Genomic DNA, 17,966 nt, shown 5'->3' on the forward strand with positions numbered 1-17,966 from the left:
CGAGTATCGAATTCCGGCCTGGTCGCGCGCGCACGCTCGGATATCTGCAGCTGAAAGCCTATTTGTGGACAGTAAGTACCGTGTCGAACCGATCGATGTGCCGTGCTATCTCTTGACATAGCCGTCGGGTCGGCTCAGTCTTGTTCGAGTTCAGGCAAATCGAAGTTGCGCAGAGAGCAACGCGTCGCGCATCTTTCCGACCATCCACGCTGCGTGCACGGGCGACATACCTATTCGGCGAGAGCCGGAGGGAGAACGATGTGACAACGAACAGCAAACCCCGGAGCGACAAGACTCGGGTCGCCGCTTCCGATAAACACGAACCTCATCATTACGGTCCTCTCGAGGTCTACCACCACGGAGAGGAGGGCAAGCCGCGCACCGACAAGGTGGTGTTCGGTATCACCGCCGCGATCGTGATCGCAATCCTCGTGTGGGGTGTTCTCGGCAAAGAGAACATGAAGTCCGTCAATGCGTCGGTACTCGACTGGGTAGTGACGAATATCGGCTGGCTCTTCATCTTCTCGGCCACCGGGTTCGTGATCTTCGCGATCTGGCTCGCGCTCAGTCGGTACGGAAAGATTCCGCTCGGCAAAGACGGCGAGAAGCCCGAATTCAATACCGTCAGCTGGATCGCGATGATGTTCAGCGCCGGCATGGGAATCGGCCTGATCTTCTGGGGAGTGGCCGAGCCGCTCACCCACTTCGTTACTCCGCCGCCCGGAATCACCGATTCGACTGTGGGAACGGCACTGTCGACGGCCATCTTCCACTGGGGATTGCACCCGTGGTCGATGTACGCGGTGGTCGGATTGTCCATTGCCTACGGCACCTACCGGATGGGCCGCAAGCAGCTCATCAGCTCGTCGTTCATTCCGTTGATCGGCCGTCGCGCCGAGGGCCCCATCGGTAAGGTCATCGACATCCTGGCGATCTTTGCCACCATGTTCGGTACTGCTGCCTCGCTCGGACTCGGTGCACTCCAGATCGGTTCGGGTATAGAGGTTCTCGGCTGGGTCAACCAAGCCGGGACGCTTCTGCTCGTGGCTGTCGTCGCCATTCTGACGCTCGCGTTCGTGGCCTCGGCAGTGTCCGGAGTGTCCAAGGGAATTCAGTGGCTGTCGAACATCAACATGGTGTTGGCCCTCGTGCTTGCGGTGTTCGTGTTCGTCGCAGGACCCACGGTGCTGATCCTGAACCTGTTGCCCACCACTCTCGGTGACTACGCGGCACACATCGCCGGAATGTCGGCGCGTTCGGCGGCGTCCGGTGGACCCGAGACGGAGTCCTGGCTCTCGTCCTGGACCATCTTCTACTGGGCGTGGTGGATCTCGTGGACCCCCTTCGTCGGTATGTTCCTCGCTCGCATCAGTCGTGGCCGCACCATCCGCCAGTTCGTCATCGGCGTCATTCTCATTCCGACGTCGGTGAGCCTCGTCTGGTTCTCGATCTTCGGTGGAGCGGCAATCGGGCAGCAGCAGACGGGAACCGAGGATTTGGTGGCCCTCGGTAAACCGGAATCGCAATTGTTCGCGGTTCTCGATCAGTTTCCGTTGGCCGGCATTTCGTCGGTGCTGGTGATGGTGTTGGTGGGCATCTTCTTCGTCAGTGGTGCCGATGCGGCGTCGATCGTGATGGGAACCCTGTCTCAGCGCGGCACTTTGGATCCGTCACGCGGTGTCGTCGCCTTCTGGGGATTGGTCACCGGCGGCATCGCGATCCTGATGCTGTGGACGGGAGGATCGGACGCTCTGAGCGGACTGCAGACGATGACCATCATCGTGGCGGCACCGTTCGTGCTGGTGATGATCGGAACGTGTGTCTCGCTCTACAAGGACGTCACCAACGATCCGTTCATCGTCAAGAACCCGAAGGCCCCGCCGAAAGTCAAGGCCGGCAAGTGAAGTGAGCGATGGTGCGGGACGTGAAACTATGCGTCCCGCACCATCGGTATTTCGGGGGTTGACCACATCCATCCCTGCCCATACTCTTGATATATCAATCTCTGGTTAGTTGTCGTGCAGGCTGTGGATCATCTCGGCCGAGCTCCATCTCTCCACCCCGATACGGAAGGACCACCATGGGTTCACCGAGAGTTGTCATCATCGGCGCCGGCATTGTCGGTACCAACGTGGCCGACGAGCTCACCGCACGCGGTTGGGATCGCATCACCGTGCTGGATCAGGGGCCACTCCCTCTCACGGGTGGATCCACCTCGCACGCACCGGGTCTGGTGTTCCAGACCAATGCATCCAAGACGATGACCGAACTCGCCCGGTACACGGTAGAGAAGTTCATGGGCCTGGAAGTGGACGGGCAATGGTGCTTCAACCAGCTCGGCGGTCTCGAAGTGGCGACCACCGAGGAGCGACTGGCGGACCTGCATCGCAAGCAGGGGTGGGCCACATCCTGGGGAATCGAAGGATCGGTTATCGACCCATCCGAATGTGCCAAACTGCATCCGCTGATCGACCGTTCGCGTGTTCTCGGCGGTCTGTACGTCGAGACCGACGGCCTCGCCAAAGCGTCGCGCGCCGTGGTGGCACTGACCCGTCGCGCAGAATCGCGCGGAGCAGTCTTCCGCGGTTCCACCAAGGTCATCGGTATCGAACAGACCGGCGGCCGAGTCACCGGTGTGGCGACCGATCAGGGCGTCATCGAGGCCGACATCGTGGTGTCCTGCGCCGGCTTCTGGGGCCCCGATGTGGGTGAACTGGTCGGCATGAAGGTGCCGCTGCTGCCCCTGGCTCACCAGTACGCCAAGACCGACCAGATCCCGGAACTGGTGGGACGCAACACCGAAGCGGCCGAGGCCGGTATGCCCATTCTTCGTCACCAGGATCAGGACCTGTACTTCCGCGAGCACGTCGACCGTCTCGGTATCGGAAGCTACGCACACCGGCCGATGCCCGTCGACACCAAGACCCTGCCCGGCGGAGACGGTGTGTCCGACGACGCCATGCCGTCCATGCTGGACTTCACGCAGGAGGATTTCGCCCCGTCGTGGGAGCAGTCCAAGCTGCTGTTGCCCTGCCTCGAGACCGCGAAGATCGATCACGCATTCAACGGAGTTTTCTCGTTCACACCGGACGGTGGACCGTTGCTCGGCGAGTCCCCGGACGTCAAGGGCTTCTGGATCGCCGAGGCCGTCTGGGTCACGCACTCGGCCGGCGTCGGCCGGGCCATCGCACAGCTGCTGGTCGACGGACGCTCCGAGGTGGAACTGCACGGATGTGACGTCAACCGCTTCGAGGATTTCCAGCTGGATCCCGCCTACGTCAGCGAAACCTCGCAGCAGAACTTCGTCGAGATCTACGACGTCCTGCATCCCTCGCAGCCGCGGATGTCCCCGCGTGATGTTCGGGTCAGTCCCTTCAACGCGCGGCAGCATCAGCTCGGTGCCGTGTTCCTCGAAGGCGGCGGTTGGGAGCGGCCGCACTGGTACGAGTCCAATGCCGATCTGGTGCAACAACTTCCCGCCGAGTGGCAGCCGCCGAAGCGCGACGAGTGGGCATCGATGTTCCATTCGCCCATCGCCGCAGCCGAGGCCTGGAAGACCCGTACCTCCGTGGCCATGTACGACATGACCCCGCTCAAGCGGCTGCGCGTGCGCGGCCCCGGTGCGCTGGCCCTGTTGGAAGGATTGACGTCCGGCAAGATGGACAAGTCCGTCGGGGCGGTCACCTACACGCTGGCCCTCGACGACAAGGGCGGCGTCCGAAGCGATCTCACCGTCGCGCGGTTGTCCGCCCACGAATTCCAGGTGGGTGCCAACGGCAACCTCGACTTCGATTACCTGCGCCGTGAAGCACCCAGTGACGGCAGTGTCACCGTCGACGACATCACCGGCTCCACGTGCTGCATCGGCCTGTGGGGTCCACATGCCCGCGAGGTCGTCGAGAAGCTGACTCAGGACGACTTCTCCAACGAGAACTTCAAGTACTTCCGCTGCAAGCAGGTTCGCATCGGGGGAGTCCCCGTCACCGCGATGCGGTTGTCGTACGTGGGCGAGCTCGGGTGGGAGCTGTACACCACCGCCGATTACGGCCAGCGCCTGTGGGACATGTTGTGGCAGGCCGGTTCCGAGTTCGGGATCATCGCCGGTGGGCGCGCTGCGTTCAACAGCCTGCGCATGGAGAAGGGCTACCGATCGTGGGGCTCGGACATGACCACCGAGCACAACCCCTACGAGGCAGGACTCGGCTTCGCGGTGCGCCCGGCCAAGGGCGAATTCCGGGGCCGCGACGCCGTGCTCGAGATGTCCGACGACACCGTCTCCAAGAAGCTCGTCTGCCTGAAGATCGACGACGGCACGTCGGTGGTCCTCGGCCACGAGCCCGTCCTGGTCGACGGTGAACCTGCCGGCTACGTCACCAGCGCCTCGTTCGGGCATACCGTCGGTGCGCCGATCGCCTACGCCTGGGTGCCGGCCACCAGCTCCGAACCCGGTGCAGCAGTACAGATTCGCTACTTCGATCGGCTCGTATCCGCCACCGTCGTGGCCGAGCCCCTCGTCGACCCCGAGATGGCCAAGATCCGCAGCTGACGACCCACCAGTACCAGGAGATTCGATGACCGAGAACTTCACCCTCACGCTCAGCTGCGGACAGCGGCCGGGCATCGTCCGGGCCGTCAGTGCGTTCCTGTTCGACAACGACTGCGACATCGCCGAACATCAACAATTCGACGACTCGACGGACGGGTCGTTCTTCCTGCGCACCTCGTTCGTGGCCAGCGGCACCACCGATATCGAGAAGCTGACCGAGAGCTTCCGCGAAGTCGCCGAGCGATTCTCGATGATGTACACGTTCAACGGGTGCAGTCAGCCGCGCGTGCTCGTCATGGTCTCGAAGATGGGGCACTGCCTCAACGACCTCATCTTCCGGTGGCGCTCACAGAACCTCGGCGGAGAACTGGTGGCCGTGGTGAGCAACCACGAGGTGCTCCGGCCGATGGCCGAGGCTGCCGGGCTGCCGTTCATCCACGTTCCCGTCACCCCGGGTACCAAGGCCGAGGCCGAGCAGCGCCTGCTGGACCTCGTCGCCGAGTACGAGGTGGACCTGGTGGTGCTGGCCCGCTACATGCAGGTGCTCTCCGACGAGACGTGTCGAGCGTTGCACGGCAAAGCAATCAACATCCACCACTCCTTCCTGCCCGGCTTCAAGGGCGCGAAGCCCTACCACCAGGCATTTGATCGGGGCGTCAAGCAGGTCGGGGCGACGGCGCACTACGTCACTCCCGATCTCGACGAGGGCCCGATCATCGAGCAGCAGGTCATTCGCATCGACCACACCCACGACCCGTCTCGTCTGGCCACCGTCGGACAGGACGCCGAGGCACTCGCACTGTCGCGGGCCGTGCGTTGGCACTGCGAGAATCGCGTTCTGCTGCACGGACACCGGACGGTGATCTTCAGCTGAGCCGGACACACGAGGGGCCCGTACCGATTCGGTACGGGCCCCTCGTTGTTGCGGTGGTCCAGGAGAACCTCACACCCTTTTTGCCGGGTGCGCGCTGGTTCTCTGTGCGGAGAACACGCGCGCACCTTCCAAAAAGGGTGTGAGGTCTCCCGTTAGCACTCCACGCTCTAACACTCGACGAAGTTGACCGGCACGTTGATCGCGAGACCACCGCTGGAGGTCTCCTTGTACTTCGAGTGCATGTCGGCCCCGGTGGAGCGCATCGTCTCGATCACCTGATCTAGACTTACTCGATGAGTACCGTTGCCGCGCAATGCCATCCGAGCGGCGTTGATGGCCTTGCCTGCCGAGATGGCGTTACGTTCGATGCACGGAATCTGCACCAGCCCGCCGATGGGGTCGCACGTCAGGCCGAGGCTGTGCTCCATCGCGATCTCGGCGGCGTTCTCCACCTGTTCGGGGGTGCCGCCCAGTACCTCGGCCAGACCGGCTGCGGCCATCGACGCCGCCGAACCCACCTCGCCCTGGCAGCCCACTTCGGCACCGGAGATCGACGCCATCTCCTTATAGAGCGATCCGATCGCGCCGGCGGTGAGCAGAAAACGCACCGTGCTGCCGTCGGGATCGGCGATCCCTGCGGCGGTGTAGCGGGTCGCGTAGTGCAGTACGGCCGGGATGATGCCCGCCGCGCCGTTGGTGGGTGCTGTGACGATACGACCGCCGGACGCGTTCTCCTCGTTGACCGCGAGGGCCACGAGATTCACCCAGTCCTCGGCGAATTCGCTCGAGCGGTGGGGATCCTCGGCATCGAGCCGCAGGAACCAGTCCCGTGCTCGACGCCGAACTCCCAAAGCGCCGGGGAGATAGCCGTCGCGGGAGATACCGCGAACCTCGCACTCGACCATCACGTCGCGGATGTTCAGCAGACCGTCCCTGATCTCGTCGAGCGTGCGGCGTTCGAGTTCGACCTCGGTCATGACGTCACTGATGCTGCAGCGTCGACGTTCACAGAGCTGGAGCAGTTCCTTCGCCGACGCGAACCCGTTCGCAGAGCCAAGGGGTGTAACAGCCTCGACGCTCTCGGCCTCGGTCACCACGAAGCCGCCACCGACGGAGAAGTAGGTCTCGGAGTGCAGTTCGGTCGAATCTTCCGCGTGGGCAGTCAGTTTCATTCCGTTGGGGTGGAACGGCAAGACCGTCAACGGGCGCAACACGATGTCGTCGACCGCCAGGTCGATCTCGCGGTGACCACCGAAGACGATTCGGCGGGTGGCCGCCATCGATGCCTGCCGTTCTTCCATCACCTCGGTCGTGATGCTCTCGGGCGCAAAACCTTCCAGCCCCAGCAGTACGGCGGTCATGGTGCCGTGGCCGGCTCCGGTCGCGGCCAACGAGCCGTACAGGTCCACCGTGACGTCTCGAACCTCGTCGAAGGCAGACATCGTGCGCAGATCGTCGACGAATCGAGCGGCCGCACGCATCGGCCCGACGGTATGCGAACTCGAGGGGCCGACTCCGATGGAGAAGAGGTCGAACACACTGATGGTCATGAGGTCGTCCCCACTGCGTCGGTGGGCTCGCGCGCGGTGAGATCCTCGAATGACGCGGCTGCGGGGGTCAGCACGGCGAACAGCCAGCCGGCACCGAGCGGATCGCGGGCTACGATCGAGGGATCCTCCTGTACAACGGGATTGACGATCGTGACCAAGCCGCTCGCCGGCGCGAACACCGTGACCGAGCCGGTGGACGTGCGGATGGTGCCGCACGCCTCACCTGCGGTGAGTACGGTACGAACCGACGGAAGGTCGACGCCGAGAATGTCGGACGCGCCGCCCAAGGCGTCCGGCGTCACACCCACTCGGCTCGGAGTCTGAGCGGGTGAGCCGAACGGGTCGACGGCCATCCAGCCGTGCTCGGCGCTGAAGAGCCGGCGGGCGGAGGAGAGGGATGCGGTCATGAGGTGGCCTCGGCATTCTTCGTGGATCGATCTGGAATCGAGTCGAGTGAACGCAGTGCCCGCAGTACGGCCAGTGCGTCGACGGTGGCGGCGACGTCGTGCACCCGGAGGAGTGACGCCCCGTTCTGGGCCGCGACGAATGCGGCAGCGAGTGATCCGGCGAGCCGGTCGTCGACATCTCTTCCGGTGATGGCACCGATCATGCCTTTGCGGGACACGCCCGCCATGATCGGCCTGCCAGTCGAGTGCAACGCCCGAAGGCCATGGAGCAGTTTCAGATTGTGCTCGAGGGTCTTGCCGAATCCGAACCCCGGATCTACCAGAAGGCGGTACGCCGGAATCCCGGCTCGGATGCATTCGGCAGCCCGGTCTTCGAGAAACTCGCACACCTCTGCAGTGACGTCGCGGTAGCGAGGGGAATGCTGCATCGTCGACGGCTCGCCCAGCATGTGCGTCAGGCACACGGCAACGTCCAGCTCGGCTGCGGCGTCGAGTGCCCCCGGAAGACGAAGAGCACGAACATCGTTGATGAGGCTGGCCCCTGCGCGCACCGCTTCCCGCATCACCTCGGGACGTGAGGTGTCGACCGACAGCGGAGTCGACGTACGCCTGGACAGGGCCTCGATCACCGGGACGACGCGGGCGATCTCCTCGTCGACGGTGGGTGGGATTGCCCCGGGCCGGGTCGATTCGCCGCCGATGTCGAGCAGCTCGGCTCCCTCGTCGACCATCGACAGTGCATGCGCCACAGCACGATCGGTGTCCAGAAACATCCCTCCGTCGGAGAACGAATCCGGGGTGACGTTGACGATCCCGCAGACCACGGGGTGTGAGGTCGTCAGCCGGGTCAGCAGTCGATCGCGGGCATCGGCTGCCCGTGTTGCGATGGAGACGGTCGTGAGCACTACGGCCACCTTTTCTCGCGCGAGTCCAACGGGACGATCAGACGTCGGTGTATTCCTCGGCCGCGTCGGTCAGCCAGGTTGCGAGATAGCGTGCGAACGACGAGCGCACGAGGATGCGGTAGTCCGTTCCCGTGTCGTCGCAGGCGATGAGGATCATGCCTGCCATCGACAGCATCGTCTGGACCGTCGAGCCTGCCGGGAAGACGCGGGGGTGCAGATCGATCGAGCATCCCTTCGCCAACACCTCGCGGGCTCGGGAACCACTGAGCCGCAGACAGGTTCGCTGCGCGGACACGTCCGTTGCCGCACCCCGATGCTCGCGAACCGCCGCACCGAGACGGAATTCGAGTTCGACTGGATCGAGGCCGGCTCCGATCACCAGCCACTCCTCCGGGCCGAGCCAGATGGCCGTGGTGTTCGTGCCCTCGGCGACGCGGCCGGGGCCGGGGAGTTCGGTGCCGAGCGCGGCCGAGGCGGCGGCACCGCCCGGTCCGTTCGGATCGACCCACAGGTCGATACCGGCGAGGAACGGCTCCTCCACGATCCGGACAGCAGGCGAATCCGGCAGGACTGTCTCTGCGAGCGGGCTTCTGGCGGCGAGTCGGTCAGCCATCACGGCGGTTACCTTCCGGGTCGACGAGTACGGAGCCGGTGACTTCGACGGCGACGAGGGTGTCGCCGACCGGGACGTGCAGGATGTCGCCGAGTCGGTCACGTCCGGCTTCGAGCAGGGCCAACCCGAACGGGCGGCCCAGTTCTGCGCTGGCGTAACTCGACGTGACGTGGCCGAGCATGGCTACCGGTAGTTCGGGTAAGACACCACTGTCGGAGTGTTCGATGATCTGCGAGCCCTCGGGGAGGACGGTTTCCCGGTCGACGGGCAGTAGGCCGACGAACTGCTTACGCAACGGGTTCCGGTTCTCGGCGCGGTCGAACGAGCGCTTTCCGATGAAGTCGAGCTTCTTCTTCGACACCGCCCAGCTCATACCGAGATCCTGCGGGGTGACGGTGCCGTCGGTGTCCTGGCCGACGATCGGGTAACCCTTCTCGGCCCGCAGCACGTGCATGGTCTCGGTGCCGTACGGGGTAATGCCGTATTTCTCGCCCGCGTCGATCAGCCGTGACCACAGTGCGTGGGCGTGCCAGGAATCGATGTTCACCTCGAAGGCGAGTTCGCCGGAGAAGCTGATTCGTGCCACGCGTACCGGCACACCGTCGATCGAGGCATCTCGCCACGCCATGAAGGGGAACGCCTCGTTGGAGACGTCGAGTTCGGGAAAGATCTCACCGACGAGATCGCGGGACCGCGGTCCGACGACGGGGAACGTGGCCCATTGCTCGGTCACCGAGGTCAGCCGAACCGTGAGGTGCGGCCACTCGGTCTGCAGCCATTCCTCCATCCAGTCGAGCATTCCTGCTGCGCCGCCGGTGGTGGTGAACACCTGGAATCGATCGTCCGCCAGCCGCATCACGGTGCCGTCGTCGATGACCATGCCGTCGGTACCGCACATCACGCCGTACCGAACCATGCCGACCTTCAAGTTGCTCATCATGTTCGTGTAGAACATGTCGAGCACCACACCCGCGTCGGGACCCTGCACGTCGATCTTGCCGAGGGTCGAACCGTCGAGCATGCCGACTCCCGCACGGACCGCCGCACATTCGCGGAGTACGGCGTCGTGCATCTCCTCGCCGGGCATCGGGTAGTAGCGGGGCCGCTTCCACTGTCCGACGTCCTCGAAGACCGCGCCGCGTGCGACATGCCAATCATGGACTGCGGTAACGCGTTCCGGGTCGAAAGCCATGCCGCGATTGCGCCCGGCCAACGCCGCAAAGGCCACCGGGGCGTACGGCGGGCGGAACGTGGTGGTGCCGAGGTTTTCCACCGGCTTGTCGAGCAGTTCGGCCACGATGCCCGAGGACACCACACCGGATGTCTTGCCCTGATCGTGTGCGGTGCCGATTGTGGTGTAGCGCTTGATGTGTTCCATCGAGGACATGCCTGCACCGACGGCGCGGACCAGATCGGCCACCGTCGCATCACGCTGGACGTCGACGAACTGGCTGTCGGCTCCGAGGTCGTCGCGCACCCGCCACAGCACCAGCGACTCGCTGCTGGGCACGGAATCGACTGCTGACAGGGGAGTTTCGGTGACAGAGAAGCCGAGACCGGCCAGTGCTTCTGCTGCTGCCGAGCTGCCACCCCCGATGCAGCCGGCCAGATCGAACACACCGGAGGCCGATCCGGCGACGCTGATGCCCTCGACGTCGTCCGCCGGCACGAACGCTCCGAGTGTGCCGTCGTAGCGCAGCTTTCCGCGGGCCTGGCTGAACAGGTGTACCGCGGGGTTCCAGCCACCGCTGACGAGAAGGACGTCGCAGGCCACGGTGTCGGTGGCACCGTCGGCACCGGTCACCAAAGCATGGGTGACTCGGGTGTCGCCGCGGGTGCCGGATACGACGCTGCCGGTACGTACCTCGATGCCGCGTTCGCGGCACAGGCCGAGCCAGTGCTCCGGTGCCGCGGAGCGGGCGTCGACGATGCTCGCGATGCGGACCCCGGCGTCGTGCAGATCGACGGCTGCCTTGTACGCGCTGTCGTTGGTGGTGAAGACCACGGCCTCGGTTCCCACCGTCACGCCGTAGCGATGCAGGAACGTCCGTGCGCTGTGCGCCAACATGATTCCGGGACGGTCGTTGTCGGTGAAGACGACCGGGCGTTCGTGGGCACCGGTGGCTACCAGAATATGACGTGAACGAATACGCCAGACTCGCTGACGGCTCAGCGCGGCAGGCGCTTCCAAGCCCAGGTGATCAGTGCGGTGCTCGAGGGCGAGCACGAAGCCGTCGTCGTAGGAACCGAACGCGGTGGTGCGGCGCAGCAGGGTCACGTCGGGGAAGGTCGACAGCTCGGCTACCGCGTCGGCAACCCATTCCAGGGCTGGCCGTCCGTCGATGACGTCGTCGGAGCCGAGCAGGGAGCCTCCGAACTCGCTCTGATCGTCGACGACGACCACGCGAGCGCCACTGCGGGCAGCAACCAGTGCAGCCGTCAGACCGGCCGGTCCTGCCCCGACGACCAACAGGTCCGCGTGGGCGTGCATCGCGTCGTACTTGGCGGAGTCGGAGATCTCGGCGAGACGCCCCTGTCCGGGGATGCCGCGGGCGACCAGGCCGTCGTACAGCTCGATCGTCGTGGCGAGCAGCATCGGCTCGGGAAACGGCTCCTCGATCTGTACGAGTCCGCCGGTGTCCTCGGCCCATGCTGCGGTGAATCCACGGGGCCTGCCGAGCTTGATGCTGGTGGTGACCTGATGAATGCCGTTGGCGAGCAACGCAGATGCCAGCGTGTCGCCCGGGTGGCCCTGTAGGGCAGAGCCGCCGAACGTGAATTCGAAGGTGCTCGTGCGGTCGATGCGGCCGCCGGATGCGGTGCGGAATGCGGTCATGGGTTCACCGGCTTCGGGTCGTCGAGGCGATAGACACTGTGGATTCGGTAGGTGGCGGTGTCCCGTACGGCGTTGAACCAACGCCTGCACCCTGCGCTGTGGCTCCACCGTTCCGCGAACAGCCCCTTGGGGTTGTCGCGGAAGAACACGAAGTGCGCCCACTGTTCGTCGGTCAGAGCCGTGGGATCCTCGGGGTAGGCGATGTGCGCCTGGCCGCCGTAGTGGAACTCGGTCTCTTCTCGACTCCCACACCACGGGCATTCGATCAATTGCATTGCCACTCCAAGTTTCTCGTTCGGGTGCTGCGTGGGTCGGGCGGAGAGACTAGTGAGCCACGCCTGCGGCACCGTGCTCGTCCACCAGCGCGCCGGTGACGAATCGGTCCAGACTGAAGGGCGCGATGTACTCGTGCACCTCGTCGTTGGCGATGGTGTCGGCCAGGCACCAGCCGGCACCGGGGGTAGCCTTGAATCCGCCTGTGCCCCAACCGCAATTGAGGAACACGTTGTCGAACGGCGTGCGTCCGACGATGGGGGAGGCGTCGGGACAGACGTCGACGATGCCGGCCCACGTGCGCAGTAGGTGCGCACGAGCGAACACGGGGAACAACTCGACCGCGGCTGCCATCTGCCGTTCGATGATGTGGAAGGCACCGCGCTGGCCGTAGCCGTTGTAGGAGTCGACGCCCGCGCCCATCACCAGTTCACCCTTGTGCGCCTGGGAGACGTACACGTGCACGGCATTCGACATGACGACTGTGGGATGCACCGGCTCGAGCAGTTCCGAGACCAGCGCCTGCAGCGGGTGGCTCTGCAGTGGAGTCTTGATGCCGAGCATGTCCGTGAGCGTCGAGGTGTGCCCGGCCGCGCACAGTGCCACCTGGCCGGTGGCGATGTCGCCGCGCGTGGTCTTGACGCCGGTGACGCGATTGCCGTCGGTGGTGAAGCCGGTGACCTCACAGTTCTGGATGATGTCGATACCGGCCGCGTCGGCGCGTCGGGCAAATCCCCAGGCGACGTAGTCGTGCTTGGCGATACCGGCACGCGGCTGGTATGTCGCACCGAGCACCGGGTAGCGAATGTCGCTGGAGATATTGACGATTGGGCACAGCTTCTTGACCTCGTCGGGATCGACCCATTGAGCGTCGATGCCGTTGAGACGGTTGGCCTCGACGCGTCGCACGCTGTCGCGGACGTCCTGCAGGCTGTGCGCGAGGTTGAGGACGCCGCGCTGGCTGAACAGGATGGGGTAGTCGAGGTCGTCGGCGAGCCCCTCCCACAGCTTCAGCGAGTGCTCGTAGATGCGCGCGCTCTCGTCCCACAGGTAGTTCGAGCGGATGAGGGTGGTGTTGCGCGCCATGTTGCCGCCGGCGAGCCATCCCTTCTCCAGCACAGCCACATTGGTGATGCCGTGGTTCTTTGCGAGGTAGTGCGCGGTGGCCAGGCCGTGTCCGCCGCCGCCGATGATCACGACGTCGTAGGACTTCTTCGGCTCGGGGTTGCGCCACAGGAAGTCCGGGTGGTCGGGCAGATGTGCGCCCGGTGGGGTTGCGGGGGCGGTCATCGGTAGCCTTCCGTCAGGTCGGAGTAGAGGGGGAACTGCGCGGCAACGGATTCGACCCGGGTGCGCAGGGCATCGAGGCCGCGGTCGTCGGTGTCGGGGCGCAACGCGTGGGCGATGACGTCGGATACCTCGGCGAACGCCGTGGCGTCCAGGCCGCGCGTCGCGAGAGCCGGGGTGCCGATGCGGACGCCGGAGCTCACCATGGGTGGCCGTGGATCGAACGGAACTGCATTGCGGTTCACGGTGATTCCGACGTGATGCAGTCTGTCCTCGGCCTGCTTGCCGTCCAGTTCGGACGTGCGCAGGTCCACTAGAACGAGATGGACGTCGGTGCCGCCCGAGACCACGTCGATGCCTGCGGCCGCTGCGTCGTCGGTCAGCAGTCGATCGGCCAGGATTTTCGCGCCTTCGAGGGTGCGCTGCTGACGTTCCCGAAAGTCCTCTTCGGCAGCGAGTTTGAACGACACTGCCTTTGCCGCGATCACGTGCTCCAGCGGGCCACCCTGCTGGCCGGGGAAGACCGACGAGTTGAACTTCTTTGCCAGAGCGGCGTCGTTGGTGATGATGACACCACCGCGTGGGCCGCCGAGAGTCTTGTGCGTGGTGGAGGTGACCACGTGGGCGTGCGGTACGGGTGACGGGTGGAGCCCGGCGGCGACCAGACCGGCGAAGTGAGCCATGTCCACCATCAGGTAGGCCCCGACTTCGTCTGCGATGCGGCGGAATTCGGCGAAGTCGAGGTGACGAGGGTATGCGGACCAGCCGGCCATGATCAGCTTGGGGCGGTGCTCGTGGGCGAGGCGCTCCACCTCGGCCATGTCTACGAGATGGTCGTGCTCACGGACGTGGTATGCGGAGACGTCGTAGAGCTTGCCCGAGAAGTTCAGTTTCATACCGTGCGTCAGGTGTCCGCCGTGGGCGAGTGCGAGACCGAGAATCGAATCGCCGGGCTGCAGCAGTGCCGCCATTGCAGCGGCATTGGCCTGTGCACCGGAGTGCGGCTGCACGTTGGCGAAGGACGACCCGAACAAGGAATTGAGGCGGTCGATCGCGAGTTGCTCGATGACGTCGACGTTTTCGCAACCGCCGTAGTAGCGCCGGCCGGGGTAGCCCTCGGCATACTTGTTCGTCAGTACCGAACCCTGCGCCTGCATGACGGCCAGTGGTGCGAAGTTCTCGCTCGCGATCATCTCCAGGGTGTTCTGCTGGCGGCCGAGCTCGGCACTGATCGCGCGGTGCACCTCGGGATCGAGATCGGCGAGAACACGGTTCGTCACGCCCCTCGGGTGCGGTGCCGTCGCCGTCGGTGCGAAGTCCTGCGTCAAGATGGCCGCCCTTCTGGAAGATCAATGGTCTGGAACTGATATATCAAGATGCCAATAGAGTAAGATCACAAACCAGAGCCGTCAAGGGCGGGGCATCGACCGGGAGTGAGTAGACAAGATGACGATCGAAGTTCAGCCGGTGATCGATGCAACGCAGTTTGTCGGAACCAATGCCGATCGAGCCTACGAAATAGTGCGTGAGCAGCTGATCATGCTGGAAATCCGTCCGGGTGAACCGATCAACGACGATCGCCTGGCCGAGCAATTGGGACTGGGACGAACCCCGATTCGTGAGGGTCTCAAACGACTCGAGCGTGAGCGACTCGTCGTTGCTTACCCTCGCCGCGGAACCTTCGCCACCGCCGTCGACATGACCGATCTGGCCAACATCTCGGAGATTCGCAAGCAACTCGAGCCTGCGGCCTCGGCCCGAGCGGCGCGCACGGCCACCCGAGCAGCGCGAGACCGGCTGGCGGAACTCGCAGCCTCCATCGCGAGTATCGAGGACACCGACGATTCACGTGAGGTGCTGCGCAAAGATGTTGCCGTGCATCGGGAAATCTATCGGGCCTCGGGGAATCCCCACCTCGAAGACATCCTGGTCAGCCTCGACGCGCATGCCACCCGCATCTGGTGCATGTTCCTCGACCGACTGCCGAACGTCGCCGGCCACGTTCGTGAACACGTCGTGCTGCTGCAGGCCATCATCGACGGCGATGCCGACACCGCAGCGGAATTGACGCTCGAACACGTCACCGGGTTCGAGAACGCCATCAGGGAATTGCTGTAACTGCAGCCGAAATTCGCTCTGCAGCTCCTCTCAACGCGGTCGAGATCGCGTACATCGCCGGGGTGTATTGGCGCCGAGCGAGGGACGCGATGTAGATGACGCGCGTCGGTACCCGATCCGTTTCGGGGAAATCGATGGTGGTGACGTCGGGTCGATGGTGAATCACCGACAACCCAGGAACCATCGCGATGCCGACACCGGCAGCCACCATGGCCTCGATTTCCTGATAGTCGTGGGCCTCGTACACGACGTCGGGGTCGAATCCTGCTACCCGACAACTGCGATAGAGAACTTCGGCGGCCGGGTGATCGTTGCTGCGGATGATCCATCGCGCGTCACGAAGATCGTGCAGCGAGACGTCGTGCTGCAATCGATCGTCGTCGATCGGCAGCAGTAGTACGGTCGGGTCCTCCATCAGCGGCTCGAGTGACAGTGAGCGTTCTGCTTCCTCCGTCCAGGCGTAGCTCCACAGCAGCGCCAGGTCGATCTCGCTCGAATGCAGCATGTCCAGCAGCTGCGGACGTACCGCCGATCGAACCCGGACGTCGACGCCGGGCCACCGCGAGTGATAGTCCTTCAGTGCGTCGGAGAGCAGCGACGCACTGACCGTGGGAAACGAGCCGAGCCGAACCGAACCGCGTTCGAGCCCTCGGATTGCTTCGAGGTCGCCGCTCGCCGCCCGCATCTCCCGTCTGAACAGGCGAGCGCGGCTGGTGAGGATTTCGCCGGCTTCGGTGAGTTGCACGCCGCGTGGCAGTCGCGTCAAGACCGGCTGTTTGATGCCGTGTTCGAGTTTGCTGATGCGCTGGGACGCCGCGGACGGGGTCATGTTCGCCCGTTCGGCACCTGCGGTCAGGGAGCCGGCCTCGGCGATATCGAGCAGAAGGAACAGCGTTACGACGTCGAACGTGTGGTTCATGCGAATATCTTTCAGCTGAGCTAAACGACTAGGTAGCAAAACGATATTGTCCTAAAAGGCAGGCGTCAATAATGTGACAGGGACAACGTTCGAGTGCGGATGTAACCGAGCACTTACCAGCCACCTGAAAGACGCCCATGACTTCCATCGAGATCCTCCCGCTCATCGCATTGGTTGCGATGTTCGTGATCGCAACCTTCTTTCCGATCAACATCGGCATCCTCGGCTTCATCGGTGCCTTTGTGGTCGGGTACTTCGCGCTGGGATTCGACGACAAGGAAATTCTGAACGAGTTCCCCAGCTCGATCGTGTTGACCATCGTCGGGGTCACCTACTTCTTCGGTATGGCCAAACGCAACGGCACCATCGATCTGCTGGTGAACAGCTGCATCAGAGCGGTCAACGGCCGAGTGACGGTGGTTCCGTGGGTGTTCTTCTTCGTCGCCTCGGTCCTGACGGCGCTCGGCACCTTCAGCCCCGCCGCGGTCGCACTGATCGTCCCGGCAGCCATGGCCTTCGCAGCACGCACCGGCATGAGCCCGCTGGTCATGGGCATCATGGTGATCAACGGTGCCCACGCAGGAGCCTTCTCCCCGATCTCGGTCTCCGGCGTTCTGGTCCGCGACATCGTCGAGAACAACGGACTAGCCCTCGACCCATGGACCCTGTTCTTCGCCAGCTACGGCATCAACCTGCTGCTCTCGGTGCTGACGGTTGTCGGCTACGCAGCCCTGGCCCGTATGAAGGGTTTCGAGTACACCGCGACCGGCTCCACCAACCCCGCGCCCGGCAGTGGCCCGGTAGGCGGATCGCCGATCTCGACGTCCGTCCCCACCGGCGGCGGCACCGCAGGTGGTAGCTCGGCAGCCGGCAGCACCCAGGTTCTCACTCGTCCGAAAACAACCACGCTGATCGACGCACCGGCCCCGGTCACCTTCGTACAGAAGCTGACGCTGTTCCTCATCGGCGCACTTCTGGTGCTCGTTCTCGTACTGCACCTGCCGATCAGCTTCATCGCCATCGGAGCCGGCGCAGTCCTGGCGTTCACGGATCTGAAGAAGCAGAACGAAGCTATTGCAGACATCAGCTGGTCGACGGTTCTGCTGGTCGCCGGCATGGTCACCTACATCTCGATCCTGCAAGAAGTGGGCACCATCGATCACCTGGCCGAAATGGCGATCACCATCGGCGCTCCGATCATCGTGGCCATCGTGCTCTGCTACGTCATCGGCGTCACCTCGGCGTTCGCGTCCTCCACTGCGCTGCTGGCCGCCGTCATCCCGTTGGCCATGCCGCTGCTGGGTACCGGTGCACTGCCGGTCGTCGGTGTAGTCGCTGCTCTGGCCATCTCGGCCACCGTCGTCGACGTCTCGCCCTTCTCGACCAACGGTGCGCTCGTGCTGGCCAACGCCCAGAACATCGAGCGCCCGCGCTTCTACCGCCAGCTGTTGGTCAATGCAGGAATCGTCGTGGCCATCGCGCCTGCCCTGTGCTGGCTGATCCTGGTCGTCGTTCCCGCCCTGTTCTGATCGAGCAGACGCGTTAAGCATTGCTGCACGGCATGAACATATTTCGTAATTGTGCTTGAGCATCCTCTGTCGCAGGGTGGAAGCATCGGATCCTGATCGGAAGGCACAC

Annotated in this window: 14 protein-coding genes; 5 read left to right on the forward strand and 9 right to left on the reverse strand. The window is 64.3% G+C overall.

Annotated features, from left to right (window positions below; genetic code table 11):
• Positions 1 to 260 precede the first annotated feature (260 nt).
• The 3 genes from AC5WEY_RS05940 (at position 261) to purU (ending at position 5,420) form a co-directional block, all read left to right on the forward strand.
• Positions 261 to 1,904 carry a BCCT family transporter gene (locus AC5WEY_RS05940; protein ID WP_495645072.1) on the forward strand — a complete coding sequence of 548 codons (1,644 nt, stop codon included), beginning with the start codon at positions 261 to 263 and terminating at the stop codon, positions 1,902 to 1,904.
• Positions 1,905 to 2,080: 176 nt separating this feature from the next.
• Positions 2,081 to 4,546, forward strand: a complete 2,466-nt coding sequence (locus AC5WEY_RS05945; protein WP_495645073.1) for a GcvT family protein — start codon at positions 2,081 to 2,083, stop codon at positions 4,544 to 4,546.
• A 25-nt stretch (positions 4,547 to 4,571) separates the two neighbouring features.
• Entirely contained in the window at positions 4,572 to 5,420 is an 849-nt protein-coding gene (purU, locus tag AC5WEY_RS05950; RefSeq protein ID WP_495645074.1) for a formyltetrahydrofolate deformylase, read from the forward strand.
• A gap of 167 nt (positions 5,421 to 5,587) precedes the next feature.
• Here the strand turns inward: purU and AC5WEY_RS05955 are convergent, their stop codons facing one another.
• The 8 genes from AC5WEY_RS05955 to glyA are packed head-to-tail and all read right to left on the reverse strand — an operon-like array spanning position 5,588 to position 14,571.
• Positions 5,588 to 6,970: an L-serine ammonia-lyase gene (locus AC5WEY_RS05955; protein WP_495645075.1), complete on the reverse strand. Its 1,383-nt coding sequence runs from the start codon at positions 6,968 to 6,970 to the stop codon at positions 5,588 to 5,590.
• Positions 6,967 to 7,377 carry a glycine cleavage system protein H gene (locus AC5WEY_RS05960; protein ID WP_495645076.1) on the reverse strand — a complete coding sequence of 137 codons (411 nt, stop codon included), beginning with the start codon at positions 7,375 to 7,377 and terminating at the stop codon, positions 6,967 to 6,969. The genes AC5WEY_RS05955 and AC5WEY_RS05960 overlap by 4 nt, the downstream gene beginning before the upstream one ends.
• Positions 7,374 to 8,282, reverse strand: a complete 909-nt coding sequence (gene folP / locus AC5WEY_RS05965) for a dihydropteroate synthase (protein WP_495645077.1) — start codon at positions 8,280 to 8,282, stop codon at positions 7,374 to 7,376. Before folP ends, AC5WEY_RS05960 begins: the two co-directional genes overlap by 4 nt.
• 37 nt (positions 8,283 to 8,319) lie before the next feature.
• The gene (locus AC5WEY_RS05970; RefSeq protein ID WP_495645078.1) at positions 8,320 to 8,895 is read right to left on the reverse strand and encodes a sarcosine oxidase subunit gamma; all 576 of its coding nucleotides are present in this window, start codon (positions 8,893 to 8,895) and stop codon (positions 8,320 to 8,322) included.
• Complete coding sequence (locus tag AC5WEY_RS05975; RefSeq protein ID WP_495645079.1) at positions 8,888 to 11,731, reverse strand: 2Fe-2S iron-sulfur cluster-binding protein; 2,844 nt, start codon at positions 11,729 to 11,731, stop codon at positions 8,888 to 8,890. The genes AC5WEY_RS05970 and AC5WEY_RS05975 overlap by 8 nt, the downstream gene beginning before the upstream one ends.
• Positions 11,728 to 12,006 (reverse strand): sarcosine oxidase subunit delta, encoded by a 279-nt coding sequence (locus AC5WEY_RS05980; protein ID WP_094651562.1) that lies wholly within the window; start codon positions 12,004 to 12,006, stop codon positions 11,728 to 11,730. The genes AC5WEY_RS05975 and AC5WEY_RS05980 overlap by 4 nt, the downstream gene beginning before the upstream one ends.
• A 49-nt stretch (positions 12,007 to 12,055) precedes the next feature.
• Complete coding sequence (locus AC5WEY_RS05985) at positions 12,056 to 13,294, reverse strand: sarcosine oxidase subunit beta family protein (RefSeq protein WP_032367894.1); 1,239 nt, start codon at positions 13,292 to 13,294, stop codon at positions 12,056 to 12,058.
• A complete protein-coding gene (gene glyA, locus AC5WEY_RS05990; protein ID WP_057476938.1) occupies positions 13,291 to 14,571 on the reverse strand; it encodes a serine hydroxymethyltransferase in 1,281 nt (426 codons plus the stop codon). Before glyA ends, AC5WEY_RS05985 begins: the two co-directional genes overlap by 4 nt.
• A gap of 166 nt (positions 14,572 to 14,737) precedes the next feature.
• Between glyA and AC5WEY_RS05995 the strand changes: the two genes are divergently transcribed.
• The gene (locus tag AC5WEY_RS05995; RefSeq protein WP_057476939.1) at positions 14,738 to 15,409 is read left to right on the forward strand and encodes a GntR family transcriptional regulator; all 672 of its coding nucleotides are present in this window, start codon (positions 14,738 to 14,740) and stop codon (positions 15,407 to 15,409) included.
• Here the strand turns inward: AC5WEY_RS05995 and AC5WEY_RS06000 are convergent.
• Positions 15,393 to 16,328, reverse strand: coding sequence for a LysR family transcriptional regulator (locus AC5WEY_RS06000; protein WP_057476940.1), 936 nt, complete (start codon positions 16,326 to 16,328; stop codon positions 15,393 to 15,395). The two genes, AC5WEY_RS05995 and AC5WEY_RS06000, sit on opposite strands and share 17 nt — an antisense overlap.
• A gap of 137 nt (positions 16,329 to 16,465) precedes the next feature.
• On the opposite strand from AC5WEY_RS06000, the gene AC5WEY_RS06005 reads away from it, so the two are divergent.
• Positions 16,466 to 17,857, forward strand: a complete 1,392-nt coding sequence (locus AC5WEY_RS06005; protein ID WP_495645080.1) for an SLC13 family permease — start codon at positions 16,466 to 16,468, stop codon at positions 17,855 to 17,857.
• Positions 17,858 to 17,966 lie beyond the last annotated feature (109 nt).

The sequence above is a fragment of the Rhodococcoides sp. S146-33 genome, from assembly GCF_059489205.1.